Source organism: Chryseobacterium cucumeris (assembly GCF_001593385.1).
Classification (GTDB): domain Bacteria; phylum Bacteroidota; class Bacteroidia; order Flavobacteriales; family Weeksellaceae; genus Chryseobacterium; species Chryseobacterium cucumeris.
Map to the genome: position 1 here is coordinate 265,260 of NZ_LUVZ01000044.1, position 14,900 is coordinate 280,159.

The window sequence follows — 14,900 nt, forward strand, 5'->3', positions numbered from 1 at the left end:
AATGAGCGGGGATTTGTTTGTATTATTTCTTGATGAATTTTGTATTCTTTGTTTCTGCGGCATTTTTTCCACTGATCTCAATGAAATAAGATGCTGGAGGAAGATCTGAGATCTGTATGTTTCCAGATTTTACATCTGAAGTTTTAACCAATTTGCCATCCAGACTGTAAATGTTTGCTTTAGAATAATTATCCGTATTTCCTTTGAAACCGATAAAATCCTGAGCAGGGTTTGGATACACCACTAAGTTTTCTTTTTTCACTGCATTGTTCACGGCCAGGAATGTTTCACTTAATGCAAATGTAGTTTTTACATTCTGGTTGATGCTTAATAGTGGAATGCTGATGTTTCCACTTGTAGAATTAAGCAGTGCATATCTGTGAGAAGCATCGTAATAAGAATAGGCTGTATTGACTATTGCTCCGATAGGGTTAGAATAAGTAACATCCAGTGATGAATATAGATTAAGATTCTGTGTGAATTTTACTCTAAGAACATTGCTGTATGTTTGATTACCTATAATTAAAGTTCCGTATGCATCAGCAATGGCAGTCATTGTACCGCTAAACAGTCCACTTGCAGAAGATGAGGAGAAAGTACCTTTGGCAGTATCGTTTTGAGCCGGTCCGTAAGTTGTTGGGTAATTAATATGAGTACCGTTGTCCACACTAAAGTTTAAAGTTGCCTGTGGATTTACCATTCCTGTGATTTCCAGTTTAGCTGAAGAGGCTTTATAGTAAACTGTTGTTGCGCCATCTACCATTTTAAGAGTAGAACCCGGGAAAGTTGCTATTTCAGTGGCAGTAGGAGTTGAATAGGTTGTTTGTGATGCTGCTCCCATCGTAAGACCTCCATTTGAAAATGTTGTGTTTGGTCCTGTTGCAGAGTTGTCTACGGTGCCAGCTGTGTTATTATAATTGACAACGTTTCCTGAAATAGGGTCATTGGCTGTTTTTGTAAGTGTGATCTGCGCAGAAAACATCGCAGATGCTCCTAATAAAAGGAATAAAGATTTTTTCATAGTCAAAATTTTTTGTTAAAAGTAAATAAAAAATAGTATTCAATTATCAAATTAATGAGTTTTTAGTTAAATTTTTAACAAAAACGCCTGTTGATCGGATCAACAGGCGGTCTGTGCGTTAAAAAAGTTTATGTTTAATTGCTTATTGCCATTTTACGGTAAGCGTAAATATCTTCGATAGTCACTACACTCATCTCTTTTTTGATGGCAAAATCAACAATCTCCGGAAGTCTTGCCATAGAACCGTCTTCATTCGTCAGTTCACAAAGTACAGCATCGTCACCCAGGTTGGCCATTTTTACAAGGTCTACGCTGCCTTCAGTATGGCCGCGTCTTTCAAATACTCCACCTTCTCTTGCAATCAGTGGGAAAACATGTCCGGGGCTTGCAATATGCTCTGCCTGTGCACCTGATGCTACAGCTGTTCTGATTGTTGTTACACGATCTTTTGCAGAAACACCTGATTCCACACCTTCTCTGGCTTCAATAGAAATGGTGAATGCAGTTTGATTTTTTGAATTGTTGTTTTCCACCATCGGACGAAGGTTGAGGTGTCGGCTTTTTTCCTCAGAAATACACAAGCATACAATACCGCTGCATTCGCGGATCAGCAGTGCCATGTCCTGTTCTGTAATAGTGGAAGCGGGAAAGATGATATCGCCTTCGTTTTCGCGATTTTCGTCATCTACTAAAAGAATACCTTTTCCCTTTTGTAATGTCTGAAGTGCTTTTTCTACACGTTCTCTGGAGGTAGCTCCGAATTTTTCTAATAATTTTTCCATGTTATTTTACTTTTAAAAGTTAAAATACTCTTCGGTACATGGAAATGAAATACAACACAACAAGAGTCCATAAGGAATCTTATTGGTCATCTCATTTTCTTCTCCCATCCAGACTTTAACTGTCGGTTCCGGAATTTCACCAGATCAGTCCTTTCATAAGAAAGGAGTCGCGGACTGTAACCGCCGGTAGGGAATTTCACCCTGCCCCGAAGAAAACTTATACTAAGTTTTGCTGTATGTTCTAATTTAAATTTTTATTTCATTGAATAGTATTTAACGCACAGACCGCTAATTTCGGGAAGTTTTTTGAAATGGGGAAGTGTTTCAGTCATATTTATAAAATGATTCTTTTTGAATTGATATCTTTAGGTTGTTCTTAGTATTTTTTCCATCTTCTTCCCTTTCGCTAATTCATCGATCAGTTTATCCAGATAACGGATATTTCGCATAAGTTCGTTCTCTATTTCTTCCACACGATATCCACAAATGACACCTTTTATCAAAGCTACATTGGGGTTGATCTGTGGAGCCTGCTCAAAGAAAGTTTTAAAATCAGTTTTATGATCTAATATTTCCTGCAGCTTATTTTCATTATATCCGGTCAGCCAGAATATGATTTCATGTACCTCTTCTTTGGTACGTCCTTTTTTTTCGGCTTTTTGGATGTAATGGGGATAAACACTGGAGAATGCTGTTGTAAAGATTCTGGTATTCTGCATCTTTAAATATTATATTAGTTTTTGGATAACTCCATCAAGAATAGTATTGAATTCATCAGGTTTTTCCAGCATAGGATAATGTCCAACACCTTCAATGGTAACATAATCATAGTCTTTTAAATATTTGCGGTTAGCTTCAATATCAGTAGGAGAAGCATCAGAATTGATGGCTATAACGGGCACTTGAACCTGTTTTGCGAAAGCCTTGAAGTCTGTTTTATATAAAGGCCGGAGCGCATTGATTGCCAATTCAGGTTCGTTATGAAGAAATTCATGCTGTACCCTTTCTTTTACAGTACGAGGTGTTCCTTCAGCAAACAAAAATTGAGGCAAAATGTTTTCTACAGTGTATTTGAAATCCTTTCTGTATTGGGAAAGTACCTCTTCAGTTTGTTCCTTGGTAAAGGATTCGTCCAGGTTTTTCAATGTATCGATCAGAATTATAGCTTTTACTTTTGATATTTTTAATGAAGCTTCCAGAACATAAGCTCCGGACATCGAATGTCCTACAAGAATTATTTCCTGTGTGTTAACAGCATCAGCGACCGCTTTAATATCATCAGCATATCTTTCACTTGTCCATTCCTGCCTTGAAGCATCTGATTTTCCATGCCCCGCAAGATCCAATTGTACAATATGATATTGACTGCTGAAATATTTTTGCTGGCCTGCCCACCATTCTGTATTCCCGAGCCATCCGTGGATGAAAATTAACGTAGTACTTCCACTTCCGGATTCTTTATAGTGAATTTTCTGAGCGTCCGATGATATTGTGTATTTTTCCATATGAAATTGAGTGTATTAGTCTATTGTATTGTAAAGTCTAATGTACGAAAAGGCTTATAAATAAAATGTTTTTATCAGTCATAAACGACGAATAAGTAAACACTACCATGATGCAGTTTTACCTGATAATTTATTTTTTCGATTTGATAGTAAAAATAACCACTCCATACGGATTTCCGGAAGTGTCGCTGACCTCACATTTGAAATAAAAAAGATTTTTTAAATATCGTTGGTGAAAGACTTCGGTCAGGAAAATGATGCCTGTTGGTAGTGCATTAGAGGCGTACCCTTCAAAACTTTCTATTTCGTATGACATTTCATTACCTAGAAAATTAAATGTTTCATTTAAAATACATTGAGTTATAAACACAAATGGTACAATAGGGTGATTTTCAAAATGCCCTTTGCATTGATTAGGAGTAAAAGGTTCTGTTGAAATCGTAAAATGATGAGGCTTTTCTGTATTGATTATTTTACTCTCGGGAAGATTTTTGTCATGATATTCTACTGGAACCGTACTAAGCAGATCTTTATAAAAAAGTTCGAATGCTTCACGGGTGATAATATAGTAATCCAGCTCTGCAGAATAAAGCAGCTCTTTGGAATAGTTGTCTCTTATATGAATGTGAGATTTGCCTTTTCTATCAGATTCAAGAATGCTTTCGCTGGCGATAATTACTGATTTTGGTTCATCATATGATAATTTTCTGATCCTGATTTTTTCGCCAAGGAAATAAATTTTTTCTTTACTCTCATCATTAAGAGCTTTATACAGGCTGAGACTTCCTAATGAAAATAATAATTTGATCAGTTGGGCATAATTTTCATTCTCAAAATTCCATTCACTTATTTCTGTCTCGATCTTATGATTTCTGAAAATACAGTTTTCAGGAATTGAAATGTACGGTGCTGCTTCCCCAAGGTAAGGGATGATGTTTTCCATGATGTCTGTTGTTGTCATTTGAATGAGGGTATTGGGTTATTGTATTTTTCATTGTGGATAACTTTTTCATCATGATGTATAATACTATTTTCAGGTTTATACTTTTTTGTGTTTGTTGATTTTTAAGTGAGCATTCAGAAATGGTAGATTATATTTTCATTATATTAATGTTGTTTTTTGTAAATATGTTTTTAATTTACTGAATTTAATTCACTTATGTAAATTATTTCTTTCATTGGTGATTTGTTTTTAATGCAATTTATAAAAAAATATTCATAATAATTGATGAATAAATATTGGTTATTTTGAATTATTGAGATGGAATTAATGAAAAGTAAGACCTAAAAATTGTGGATAACTTATCCACAGAACTTATCCACATGGTTTTCTATTCTGGAAACCCCTAAAAAATAAATAAGTATTGTAAATTATAGAGATATAGATAGTTATAAGCTTTTTTTACTAGCTGAAAAAACTTATCCATACTTTATCCACAAGGGTAAATTGGATTGTTAAAAGTTATCCACAACTATTTAAAGATGTGGATAACTGAATGATATTATTTTAAATTATTTAAAATCAATAATTTAATAGTTGTTCTGTGGATTCTCTGAAATACAGTATAAGACTTATCCACAAAATTTAAAATTCCAATGGATTAATGATTACAAATGATTTTTTATAGACTTGGTAAAAACATCCATTTTCAGTAGGCTGAGCATTTTTAAATTTAGAACTTATTTGACTGAGCTCCCCCGAATGTAGATTCCAGACAAGAAAACTAGTTTTGTCTTTATAGGTTGAATGAAATACAATATTGTCCGCTTTTGCAGATACAGATTGAGCACCTATGCAAACAGATGGAATTTCATAACTGACAAGATTGAAAGTGCTTACATCCAATTCCTGCAAAGAAAAATTTCCATAACCATTAAAAACTATTTTCCCACTTCCCAAATTGGCAACACAATAGCAATCGATAAGCTGGTCTTGTAAATTAATTGAATTGAAACCAAAAACCTGTTTCCCATTAAGATTGAATACAGCCAATGCATCACAGTCAGGTTTATCACCTTGTAAAACACCTTCATCAAAATACGAGACTATTATTTTTTTACCATTTATCTTAATATCGTTAATTGAAGTTCCAATATTAAATTTTACAAAAGGCTTCCCTGTATAATCAATGATTAAAGCATTTTCTATAGAGGTTGGACGATCAAGTACAATTAAAATTTTTTCTTCATCAATGATTCTAGCCATTAAGATATCAACTCCTGGCTCTAATGGTGTTTCTGCGCCAGAGATTATAACTCTGTTCCTGGAGGTGATAGCAATAAAATTTCCGATCTCATTAGTTGAAAGGTGTTTGATGTTCTCCTGAAATAAATCGAGTTCTATGGTTGTAGTGGTCATAATGATGGGGTCAAACTATACATTTTTATCTTTTTAAGTGACAGAAAAGATATAGCTTTATTGTTTGTCTTTATAAATATTCCAGAAATTAAAATCCGTCATAGGAGCATCGGTGATTCCTATATTTCTTCCCATTGTTACGATCTGTCCTCTGTGATACGTTCCGTGAAGAATAGCATGCTGGATATACTCGTATTTCGAAAAATCACACTGAAACCATTGGGATTCTATCTTTACATTTTTTGAAAGATCTTCTTCAGATAAACTTTCCACATAATCTACCAGTTTCTGCGAATTGTTTTTTATGGCATTGAAAACATCCTCTTTGCTGGTAGTTTCTGCTGTTTTTACAAAATCAAAATCATCTTTTTCTGAAATGTGGCTCCACCAATATTCCTGAGTTTGCCAGATGTGGTGTAGTGTTTTTAAAATAGTCGGAAAACTGGAAATAGTTTCCTGGTTAAGCTGCTCATCAGACTTTGTGGATAACCAGTCGATATATTTATTGACTACCCAATTGTTGTACTGCGCACTTTTGCTGACTAATGTTTTTAAGCTCATATTATTAATGTTTAGTTGTGTGTGTAAAGGTGAATGTTATAAACCAAAATGCCTGTCCTGGTCTGAATTTTCAGGATTAATGAGTGCTTTGTTGCTGTATGTCGCTGCTTCGAAATCATTGATATTGACAGAAAGAAAAGAAATATCAGGCAGCAATTCTGAAAGCTGGTTACAGATCTGCTTCGAAAGATCTGCTTTTTGTTCTGTATTGCGCCCCTGCATGATATACCCAAACACATGTAGAAAATTTTTCTTACCTGTGCCTAATTTGTAATACTGATAGGGTTGAAGTCTTACTTTGATGTCATTGGGGGCAAACAATCCTGTTCCGTCTGCCGCTTCATAAACTGCATCCATCAATTCATCGGGTGTTCTCTGCTGAAGAATATCCTGTGAACAATCTATTATAAAATGGGGCATAGATTCTATTTTGTGTTTGATTTTGTGTGAGATAAAAATAATAAAAAATAGTAATGGAAATTAAAAATAAAAACCGTTTTGAAAACAAAACGGCTTTAAAATATGTATTTTTTACTTTGTGAATACTGGTTTTATAGATTTGATTTTTTAATGCTGTATTGTGGTTGTACAGCGTTGGTCATGTCAAGAACAATATCATAAATTCCATCTTCATGGATTGGGAAATCATAAGCATCGAAGGCAATACTTTTATTGTCATTATTCAGACCGAGGTTGTATCCCCAGTCATTATTAAACCTGAATTTTAAATTACCTTTTTTTAATGTATAGTTTTTCAGAAAATAAATATTCGGATTTTTAGGATCTGTTTGTAGCAGTATATCTTTTCCGTCCCAACCATTCGGAGTAGCATTTCCAATAATTCCCCACGCAAGATTATTGGTCTTTCTTTTTGCTGTTTTTACAGTTCCATCCCAGAAATGAATGACAAGAGTATTTATTTTTCCGTCTTGATCCCGTTGAAATGTACAGGTGAATTTTTCATCCAGCTGGAAAGATGTTTTGCTTTTTGGTAACAACGCATTTCTTGGATAGCTGCCCTCTTTGAAAACAAGTTGTCCATCGTTACTGGTGATATAAAAATTTGAATTTTCTGTAGAGTAAACACCTTCCAGCTTTTTTAAATCCTCTGCACTCACTTTTGCAATGGACGGAATGCTATAAGGTTTATTGTACAGTATTTTTTCTACTTGAGGAATAATAAAATCGGAGTGAGAAAGCTCTGAATTGGAAATTAGAATCACACAAATATCATCATCCAGAACTCTGTAATATCGGCTTCTGTAGCCAGGTCCGCCACCATCATGGCCAATCCTTTTTTTATCAAAATCCATAGAGATCTGGAAACCTAAGCCATAATGATCTTTAAGATAAGGTGTAAAAGCTTTGTCTGTGGTCTCTTTTTTAAGAAGGGTATAGTTTTTTAACGCTTCATTAAATTTAAAAATATCTTCCACCGTAGAATACATCGCTCCCGCAGCAAAAGGATGATCGGTTTTGAAACGCAACGCTTCGTTCGACCTTTTAGCTGATAAAAATTCATATCCAAATGCCTTGTTTTCATCCGTTACATTATTGAAGTTGAATCCGCTGTGATTCATTTTCAGAGGTTTCAGGATATTATTTTCTATGACCTGATCATAATTCAGGCCTGTAACTTTCTTAATGATATAGCCGAGAATATAATATCCTGAATTGGAGTAATCCCAATCTTTACCAGGGGAGAAATTCAAAGGTTTTGCAGCAATATATTTTAAAAATGTTTCTTCATTTAGAGTGTATTCAGAGTTGGTATCATTGGGAATTCCTGAAGTATGGGAAAGCAGCTGGGCAATGGTAATGCTGTCACCTTTCGGAAAGTCAGGATAGTATTTGGAAAGTTTGTCATTCAGAGATAATTTTCCCTGTTCTTCCAACTGAAAAATAACAGTTGCCGTGAACATTTTTGTGGTGGAGAAAACTCTGTAAAGACTGTTATTGGTATTTTTCTCTTTTTTAGGAGCATTTCTATAGCCATAGCTACTTTCAAAAATAATTTTTCCTTTTTCGGCAATCAAAACAGAACCACTGAACAATCCTGCTTTTTCATACGTTGAAAATAACTGTTCCAGTTTTTGAGATTTTTGTGAAAAAAGAGGATGTATCGCAAACATTAAAACGATACAGGTGAGAATAGATTTCATGTAATTTTTTTTAAATAAGACACTTTTGAGTGTGATAATATTACATGGAGTTTAAAAAATATTTTTATTGAAGAAGGGTAGAGGATTATTTAATTTGAATTAAAGTCTTAACACCATAAATCTATTATATTTTTTCAAAGTACTTCCCTTTGAACTGATAACGGATTTTCTTTTCTGTAATCTTAGAATCATCAAGAATTAAAGGAATACTGATGATTTTCTTTTTAGGATCATATTGAATATCCAGGTTTTCAAATGTTTTGGTTTTGATTGAATTACTGGTGTTAGAAGAAGCGGTAAAATCTAATTCATAACTTAGCTCATTCTGGATTCCGGAAGCGGTTTTTATAAGTTTAGCATTGCTGTTCAATTTTCCATTGTCAATAGAAAAAACTTTTACTCTATAGTAATAAAGGGCAGTGCTGTACACAGAAATGTTTTGGGCCAGATAATATTTTTTATTCTGTGATACAATATCATTAATCTGATAATAATTGGATTCTGCATCCTGCTCCATATCGCTTTTCAAGGTTTCACTCTGTACTTTTTTACCGGATTCATATTGGAAAACACTTCTGTAAAAACGCATTGTTCCTCCGGTTAGCGTATTCCACGAATAGATTCTAAATTTACCATCTTCCGAGGAACTGATAGATAACCCATTTTTCGTAAGTGATTTAAAATCATGCTTTAGGGTTTGAGGATTGGATGATGTATAGTGATGTAATAATTTTTCAAACTTTCTATTGGCTGCGTAAAGAGAGTCCTCAGTGAGGATATTCTTGCGGCTTGTATCATACCAGTATTGAATCCTTTGAAAAGAACGGTTAAGTTTTTTTTCAATGACAGAAATATTTTGTCCGGACATCGTACAGGAAGTCACCAGACAAAAAAAGATTCCTATTATTTTTTTCATGATTTGTTTGATTATTTTTATTTAAACCTCATAAATAAGCTGTACTACACCGGATTTGAAAACATTGGTTTTGACCAATTTTAGATTCAGTCTTTCTTTTAAATCTTCAAAAAGAGGCTTTCCTTTTCCCAGAGCAATTGGGTGAACAGATATTCTGTAGGTATCAATAAGATTCTCCTGAATAAATGTTTTAATAAGACTTGCTCCTCCATACAACCAGATGTCTTTTCCTCCCTGTTTTTTTATTTCTGAAACTTTTTCCACAATATCAGAACTGATAAAAACGGCATTCTCATCTTCTCGGTTCTGACTGGAAAAGACAAATTTATTCTTTGAGTGAACTGCTTCCCAAAGTTTTTGCTCTTCTAAACCTGCATTTTCTTCCGGTTGATAATTTCCCCAAGCGTCATAACTTACTCTTCCGTAGAAAATAGTGTCTATGCCGGAAAGAAACCCATCAAAATCCATATCATCATCCATGATACACCAGTCGGTTTCTCCGTTGGGTCCTTCAATAAATCCGTCTAAAGTGGTTGCTAGATCTAGTATTATTTTTTTCATGTTGAATAAGATTGATTTAGGCGTTGAGTTTCTTAAAATGAGAGGAAAGATAGGTATATTTTACCTCTTCATTATGAAATGAGGATAACTTTTATTTTTTAGATTCCGTGACTCCTATCATTATACCGAAGTTTCCATCTTTCTGGATCCATTTTTTTTCCGGAAGATAAGTTCTTGAAACATATCCATCAAGATATAGAGCGTCTTTACAACCCGAGTTTTTGAAAAACTCTGCCAGATTATAAAAATTGATTTCTTTTTTAGACATCACAAAAAGGAGATCCCCATTTTTCAGAATTCCTACGCCGTTTCTGATATTCAGATTTTTAGAATTTTCCTGAAAGATCGGGTTGATTTTTCCATTTGTTATAAGCATGGGGCCAGATTGTGTGGCATATCTGACCTCTTTATTTTGTACGTATTTTTTAGTTTCTACGATTCCTGCCCGGTTATTTCGGGTTAAATAAAATATTCCATTAGGCTTAAGATAAAAGTTCCCGCTGCCCTGCAATGTATCTATGGATTTTAGTATTTTAAAATCTTCAATATAAAGACCTTTTGGAGAGTTGTCGGGTTCAAACATTCCTCCGTTCATAGCGAATACTAATTTTTTATTTTTATACTGAACATCAGTAATCAGATGATCCAGACTTTTCAGGAGCTCACCTTTGTCACTTTTCCAATACAGCTGTGTGTTTTTTTCTGAGGATTCACCTGATAGGTTATAAAACGACTGCTATCCTTTACTTTTTCTTTACAGCAAAAACTGCAGAAGAGCAAAATGAAAAGAAGAAAATACCAGATTGTTTTTAAACTACTGCGTGGGCTTTTTATTTTGGGAAAGAAAATATTAATCATGATGTAGTTTTCAGAACAAATATATTGCTTTCTTCTTATTGATTTCAATGCTGTGTTTTTCTGCGCAGGAAGATTAGAGTTATAAGAAACATAACGATCACAAAAATAGAAATATAAATAATGATTTTATATCTATTATTTTGTTGGTTGAGTGATGATATTTCTATTTTTTGCTCATTGACCTTTCTATCGGAATGGTTGAAATCATCCACAATCAAATCTGTAAGTTCAGGATTACTGGATGTATCAGAGTTTTCAGATAATTTTTTATACTGAGAACTTAAAGATTCCAGTTCTTTTAATTCTTCCGGAGAAAGCTCATCCAGTTTTTTTTGAATAAAACATTGGTCAGAGTAGAGAAATCCGGTATCTTTTTCATCATATGCAAAAATCAGATATTCCCCTTTCTGGGTAAAAAGAACATCACAGGAATGCAGCGGAGATCCGAAAAGGGTAGCATTGTGTGTATAAAATCCATCATAGGAATCCGATTTGTAGGTCTTATTGATTTTTACTTTACTTAGAATATTCTGGACCGTTTTAAACCCAGATGGAACTTCTGTAATATCATATACTTCCCCAATAAAAACAAAATCAGCATTTTCAAAAGAAGATTTTAAAGTAGGAGTACCATTGCATTTACAGGCAGCAATTTTCGCAGAAAATAAAAGAAAGAGTAAGAAAATCCTGAATGTCATGAGGCTTGTTTTTTTCTTGATTGAAGAAATTAGTCTAATTGTTCAAAATATTTATCATTGATGCTTCCGTCAAATTCATTAGAAAGGATATTTCCCAATCTATATCTGAATTTTGTTTTAAAATTACCGGTTAAACGAGGCTCAAATACAGTTGCAATTTCTTTGGGTTCTAAAACGAAAAACTTAATACCAACTCCGCAAGTATATCTTCTGAAGCTATCTATTTTTTTCCATTGATGATTTTTATCTAAACCTTCAAGTTCTAGTATCACATTATTGCCAAAACCGATTATGCGCTCTCTTTCTTCCATATTATAAATGGTAACAGGAAATCCATCGTAATACGTTATAATGAATGGAATCTCTTTTGATAATTTTAAACCAGCAGCTAAACTATCCATTTTGATATCATAGTCTAGATTTGATATTTTTGTAGTGTCAGTATATGTTTTAATTAAGGGTGTTTTTTGAGATGTATCCACAAAAATTCGGAGATCCTTATACTGACGTTTATTAAATTCTTGATTAAGAGCAATAAAATCCTTGTTCCGATAATTTTTTTTTAAAATTTCACTATACCATTCATTACCCGTATAGCTGAGTGTGATTTTTTTTTCAGGCTGTCCTATGTACTGTATTTGTTTATATCTAAAAAGATTGATGTCTTCCGTTTGTTCTATGGTAATGTTATTTAAATCTTTTTCGTAAATATATTTAGGATAAATCATTTCCTGTGACCATAGCAGACAGGAGAAAAGAATTAGATACACTGTGATATATTTTTTCATCGGTTAAAAGTTTTATAAAGGAATAAAGCCGTTCTTACAACGGAACGGCTTTCAATATATTGTCAACATCAGCTTAGCGATAAGGCAGATTAATTTCTTCAATTTTTTTTCTCAAATCTCCAATAGTGAAGGTTTCTGAATTACATTGAAATTCAGGAAGGTCATGTTTGGATAGAAAGTCATTTAAATCATCACAGTTTTGCAGAATATTGAATTCTTTATTGTCTAAATCTAAAACAATTCCTTTGGTTTTTCCATTGATAGAGTAGGCTAGAGGAGTTAATGCTCCTAAGAGTGCCTTCGACCATAAGCCTTTCATGTTTTCTTCAAAATAAATGAATCTTCCATAGTTCAAAACTTTGCAAAATCTCGAATACTGGTCAGGATCATATCCATTGTCTTTCTTATTGGTATATTTTCGATAGGTCTGAAAATACATTTCTCCTTTATGCGAAACAGCTAATGGAACTTTTACCCTCTTATTTTTTTGTTTGAAATAAAAGAATGCTTTTTCCGGCATGGTAAGAGAATCACATTTTTCACAGGCTTTGAAATAGACCTCTTCGGTTGAAGATGGTTTTTTATTTAAAACATCCTCCAGAGTCATATAAATGCCTTCCGGAAAATCTCCTTTTTTGATGGATGGATATTCTTTTTCTTGTGCAGCTACTATGCCGGAAATAAAAAGAAGAACAAATAAAATATACAGTTTCATGGGTGTTGTTAATTTTTTGGCAGAGCAAAAATATAAAAAACTTAATGGGAAATCCTTATTAGAGAGATTTTATTCAATACCATAGAAAATAATTCTCAGTTATATTATTTTCTAAATTGTAATGTCTGAATTGCCTTTAAAAGTTCTACCTGACTTTCTTTCTTCAGATTAATGCCATATAAATTGAACTTGATATTTCCTATTGATTCAGTTTTAAGGCTGTCGATATAAACTCCTGTCATTCCTTTGCCTACTTGTTTGGGCTCTACTATTTTTGCTTTATATCCATCAATTTTTTTATAGGATATTTTACTTTTGATGAAATCTTCTCTACTAGCATTTTTATCAATGACAATAAATTCTGTTGTATCAGCCTTTGGATTCACGGTTAGAAGTTCGTTGAGATCTTTTCTGTTAATAATCGTTACATTTTCTTCTAATGAATAGGAATAAGGTCCGTAATCGTAGAAAATTGAATCATTATTTTTCGTGATGATAATTCCAGCATTACTATCACAAGCTTTCGGTTTCAATTTTTTCCAACTTCCTGGAGCCTTTAATCTAAAATCACCAAAATCTAGTGACCGTATTGAATTCTCGGAACAGCTTAATAGTATAAATGAAGCGAAAATGAATAAGGATGCTTTTTTCATAGCTTTATTGGAACATGTTTTATAAAGGGTTGTTATTCCTTTTTTAGCGGTATTTTATTTTTTGTAAATCCTATTAATACATTGTGTTCAATACTATACCGGGTAGAATCTGTTTTTAAAATTATTTTTCCGTTTTCATAGTTGCAAACTCCTTCCAGAAATGAAGTCGAACTTCCTGGATTTACAGATTCTGTCATCATAAATGTATGATCGGGTTTGTGAATACTAATATTGTAATTTTTTGCATTGTGATGAAAGCTATAGCTGATCCAAATTTGATTTTGGTGTCTTCTGATAGCATTTGGCCAAAGAAAACTGGCGATCGCAACAGAAACAACAGAATTGATGATAAACAACCTAGATAAATTTTTTTTCTTTGTTATCCACAAAATACCTCCGGCCAGCAGATTAATAAAAAATAATAAAGGATAAATTATTACAACAGCAATAGAAATACTGGGATCAGGATCAATATCGTAGAACCAGATCCAGATGACTAGAAAATCAATGATGGATAAAATTAAAATTTGCAGGATTCGTTTCATTTTTAAAGATAATATTACTTTTTATTGGACTGTTAGGTTCAGAATGACATACTGAATTTTCCTGTTCTTATAAAGAGTACATAAAAAACTTCCGGTTTTAAAATAAAGGCTCCCCATTCATATCCGTGGTCAGAATTTCACTCATATAATCAAAAAAAGGCCGCATGGCGAGTAAAGTCAGGAGGACTTCTTTTTGAAAATTGTCTGATAAAACCTCCGTATCTGTAAATTTCCGCATCACAAGAAATTGTTTTTTCCTGATCAGATCAATAGCCGGATGATTTTTATCAAAACCTCGCGGTGCTGTTTTTACAGAGTCTCCTTTAAGTTCTCCGAAATATTGTATAAAAGTTTTATCAGCAATAATTTTTTCAATTTCTGTGCTGCTGATTTCAAATTCTTTACGGATGCGAAGTAAATCTTTGGCTTCAGGCCCCCAGAATCCACCACCTACAAAACTGTTGCCTGGTTCCAGTTGAATATAATATCCGCCTCTCAACATGGGCTTCGAGCGGGAATATCCAACACCAAAATTGGTTTTATAAGGCGTTTTGTTTTTGGAAAAACGTACGTCATTGTAAATTCTAAAAATGTGAATTCCTTTAAGCTGATCATACTGCTGAAGTTCCTGATATATATGATTAAAAAAAACTTTATTTTCTTTTACAATGATATCATATTCAGATTTATGCTGAGTAAACCATTCCCGGTTGTTATTTTCTTTTAAATGGGTGAGAAATTCAAATGCTTTTTTCATGTTGTATAGATGTTTTTTA

General features: G+C 33.3%; 18 protein-coding genes and 1 riboswitch. All 18 genes read right to left on the bottom strand.

Annotated features, from left to right (window positions below; translation table 11 throughout):
- Positions 1–22 precede the first annotated feature (22 nt).
- The 18 genes from A1704_RS20455 to A1704_RS20540 all read right to left on the bottom strand — a co-directional run bounded on the left by A1704_RS20455 (position 23) and on the right by A1704_RS20540 (position 14,881).
- Complete coding sequence (locus tag A1704_RS20455; RefSeq protein WP_062675855.1) at positions 23–1,021, bottom strand: T9SS type A sorting domain-containing protein; 999 nt, start codon at positions 1,019–1,021, stop codon at positions 23–25.
- A 134-nt stretch (positions 1,022–1,155) separates the two neighbouring features.
- On the bottom strand, positions 1,156–1,803 hold the full coding sequence (ribB, locus tag A1704_RS20460; protein ID WP_062675856.1) for a 3,4-dihydroxy-2-butanone-4-phosphate synthase: 648 nt from the start codon (positions 1,801–1,803) through the stop codon (positions 1,156–1,158).
- A gap of 92 nt (positions 1,804–1,895) precedes the next feature.
- Positions 1,896–2,021: riboswitch (FMN riboswitch) on the bottom strand.
- A gap of 147 nt (positions 2,022–2,168) precedes the next feature.
- Positions 2,169–2,522 carry a DUF2200 domain-containing protein gene (locus A1704_RS20465; protein WP_062675857.1) on the bottom strand — a complete coding sequence of 118 codons (354 nt, stop codon included), beginning with the start codon at positions 2,520–2,522 and terminating at the stop codon, positions 2,169–2,171.
- Positions 2,523–2,531: 9 nt separating this feature from the next.
- Complete coding sequence (locus tag A1704_RS20470; protein WP_062675858.1) at positions 2,532–3,308, bottom strand: alpha/beta fold hydrolase; 777 nt, start codon at positions 3,306–3,308, stop codon at positions 2,532–2,534.
- A 130-nt stretch (positions 3,309–3,438) separates the two neighbouring features.
- Entirely contained in the window at positions 3,439–4,269 is an 831-nt protein-coding gene (locus A1704_RS20475; RefSeq protein WP_131797551.1) for a hypothetical protein, read from the bottom strand.
- Positions 4,270–4,893: 624 nt separating this feature from the next.
- Positions 4,894–5,667, bottom strand: a complete 774-nt coding sequence (locus A1704_RS20480; RefSeq protein ID WP_062675860.1) for a hypothetical protein — start codon at positions 5,665–5,667, stop codon at positions 4,894–4,896.
- A 57-nt stretch (positions 5,668–5,724) separates the two neighbouring features.
- Positions 5,725–6,228 carry a DinB family protein gene (locus A1704_RS20485; protein WP_062675861.1) on the bottom strand — a complete coding sequence of 168 codons (504 nt, stop codon included), beginning with the start codon at positions 6,226–6,228 and terminating at the stop codon, positions 5,725–5,727.
- 36 nt (positions 6,229–6,264) lie between these two features.
- Positions 6,265–6,648 carry a 5-carboxymethyl-2-hydroxymuconate Delta-isomerase gene (locus A1704_RS20490; RefSeq protein ID WP_062675862.1) on the bottom strand — a complete coding sequence of 128 codons (384 nt, stop codon included), beginning with the start codon at positions 6,646–6,648 and terminating at the stop codon, positions 6,265–6,267.
- Between the two features lie 131 nt (positions 6,649–6,779).
- Entirely contained in the window at positions 6,780–8,390 is a 1,611-nt protein-coding gene (locus A1704_RS20495) for a serine hydrolase (RefSeq protein WP_062675863.1), read from the bottom strand.
- A 124-nt stretch (positions 8,391–8,514) separates the two neighbouring features.
- Positions 8,515–9,306 carry a hypothetical protein gene (locus tag A1704_RS20500; protein WP_131797552.1) on the bottom strand — a complete coding sequence of 264 codons (792 nt, stop codon included), beginning with the start codon at positions 9,304–9,306 and terminating at the stop codon, positions 8,515–8,517.
- Between the two features lie 21 nt (positions 9,307–9,327).
- A complete protein-coding gene (locus tag A1704_RS20505; protein ID WP_062675865.1) occupies positions 9,328–9,867 on the bottom strand; it encodes a dihydrofolate reductase family protein in 540 nt (179 codons plus the stop codon).
- A gap of 91 nt (positions 9,868–9,958) precedes the next feature.
- Positions 9,959–10,462: a phosphodiester glycosidase family protein gene (locus A1704_RS20510; RefSeq protein WP_228436826.1), complete on the bottom strand. Its 504-nt coding sequence runs from the start codon at positions 10,460–10,462 to the stop codon at positions 9,959–9,961.
- A gap of 307 nt (positions 10,463–10,769) precedes the next feature.
- A complete protein-coding gene (locus A1704_RS20515) occupies positions 10,770–11,423 on the bottom strand; it encodes a hypothetical protein (RefSeq protein WP_062675866.1) in 654 nt (217 codons plus the stop codon).
- Between the two features lie 29 nt (positions 11,424–11,452).
- Positions 11,453–12,211 (bottom strand): hypothetical protein, encoded by a 759-nt coding sequence (locus tag A1704_RS20520; RefSeq protein ID WP_062675867.1) that lies wholly within the window; start codon positions 12,209–12,211, stop codon positions 11,453–11,455.
- A 73-nt stretch (positions 12,212–12,284) separates the two neighbouring features.
- On the bottom strand, positions 12,285–12,926 hold the full coding sequence (locus tag A1704_RS20525) for a hypothetical protein (RefSeq protein ID WP_062675868.1): 642 nt from the start codon (positions 12,924–12,926) through the stop codon (positions 12,285–12,287).
- A gap of 104 nt (positions 12,927–13,030) precedes the next feature.
- On the bottom strand, positions 13,031–13,579 hold the full coding sequence (locus A1704_RS20530; RefSeq protein WP_062675869.1) for a hypothetical protein: 549 nt from the start codon (positions 13,577–13,579) through the stop codon (positions 13,031–13,033).
- Between the two features lie 32 nt (positions 13,580–13,611).
- Positions 13,612–14,124: a hypothetical protein gene (locus A1704_RS20535; RefSeq protein WP_062675870.1), complete on the bottom strand. Its 513-nt coding sequence runs from the start codon at positions 14,122–14,124 to the stop codon at positions 13,612–13,614.
- 97 nt (positions 14,125–14,221) lie between these two features.
- Complete coding sequence (locus A1704_RS20540; RefSeq protein WP_062675871.1) at positions 14,222–14,881, bottom strand: DUF2461 domain-containing protein; 660 nt, start codon at positions 14,879–14,881, stop codon at positions 14,222–14,224.
- Between the last annotated feature and the right edge of the window lie 19 nt (positions 14,882–14,900).

What these genes read in the sequence shown, in the direction of transcription:
- A1704_RS20515 (WP_062675866.1), bottom strand. Translation starts at nt 11,423, where the DNA reads ATGACATTCAGGATTTTCTTACTCTTTCTTTTATTTTCTGCGAAAATT.
- A1704_RS20530 (WP_062675869.1), bottom strand. Translation starts at nt 13,579, where the DNA reads ATGAAAAAAGCATCCTTATTCATTTTCGCTTCATTTATACTATTAAGC.
- A1704_RS20500 (WP_131797552.1), bottom strand. Translation starts at nt 9,306, where the DNA reads ATGAAAAAAATAATAGGAATCTTTTTTTGTCTGGTGACTTCCTGTACG.
- A1704_RS20495 (WP_062675863.1), bottom strand. Translation starts at nt 8,390, where the DNA reads ATGAAATCTATTCTCACCTGTATCGTTTTAATGTTTGCGATACATCCT.
- A1704_RS20490 (WP_062675862.1), bottom strand. Translation starts at nt 6,648, where the DNA reads ATGCCCCATTTTATAATAGATTGTTCACAGGATATTCTTCAGCAGAGA.
- A1704_RS20505 (WP_062675865.1), bottom strand. Translation starts at nt 9,867, where the DNA reads ATGAAAAAAATAATACTAGATCTAGCAACCACTTTAGACGGATTTATT.
- A1704_RS20520 (WP_062675867.1), bottom strand. Translation starts at nt 12,211, where the DNA reads ATGAAAAAATATATCACAGTGTATCTAATTCTTTTCTCCTGTCTGCTA.
- A1704_RS20470 (WP_062675858.1), bottom strand. Translation starts at nt 3,308, where the DNA reads ATGGAAAAATACACAATATCATCGGACGCTCAGAAAATTCACTATAAA.
- A1704_RS20510 (WP_228436826.1), bottom strand. Translation starts at nt 10,462, where the DNA reads ATGAACGGAGGAATGTTTGAACCCGACAACTCTCCAAAAGGTCTTTAT.
- A1704_RS20455 (WP_062675855.1), bottom strand. Translation starts at nt 1,021, where the DNA reads ATGAAAAAATCTTTATTCCTTTTATTAGGAGCATCTGCGATGTTTTCT.
- ribB (WP_062675856.1), bottom strand. Translation starts at nt 1,803, where the DNA reads ATGGAAAAATTATTAGAAAAATTCGGAGCTACCTCCAGAGAACGTGTA.
- A1704_RS20475 (WP_131797551.1), bottom strand. Translation starts at nt 4,269, where the DNA reads ATGACAACAACAGACATCATGGAAAACATCATCCCTTACCTTGGGGAA.
- A1704_RS20540 (WP_062675871.1), bottom strand. Translation starts at nt 14,881, where the DNA reads ATGAAAAAAGCATTTGAATTTCTCACCCATTTAAAAGAAAATAACAAC.
- A1704_RS20485 (WP_062675861.1), bottom strand. Translation starts at nt 6,228, where the DNA reads ATGAGCTTAAAAACATTAGTCAGCAAAAGTGCGCAGTACAACAATTGG.
- A1704_RS20480 (WP_062675860.1), bottom strand. Translation starts at nt 5,667, where the DNA reads ATGACCACTACAACCATAGAACTCGATTTATTTCAGGAGAACATCAAA.
- A1704_RS20535 (WP_062675870.1), bottom strand. Translation starts at nt 14,124, where the DNA reads ATGAAACGAATCCTGCAAATTTTAATTTTATCCATCATTGATTTTCTA.
- A1704_RS20525 (WP_062675868.1), bottom strand. Translation starts at nt 12,926, where the DNA reads ATGAAACTGTATATTTTATTTGTTCTTCTTTTTATTTCCGGCATAGTA.
- A1704_RS20465 (WP_062675857.1), bottom strand. Translation starts at nt 2,522, where the DNA reads ATGCAGAATACCAGAATCTTTACAACAGCATTCTCCAGTGTTTATCCC.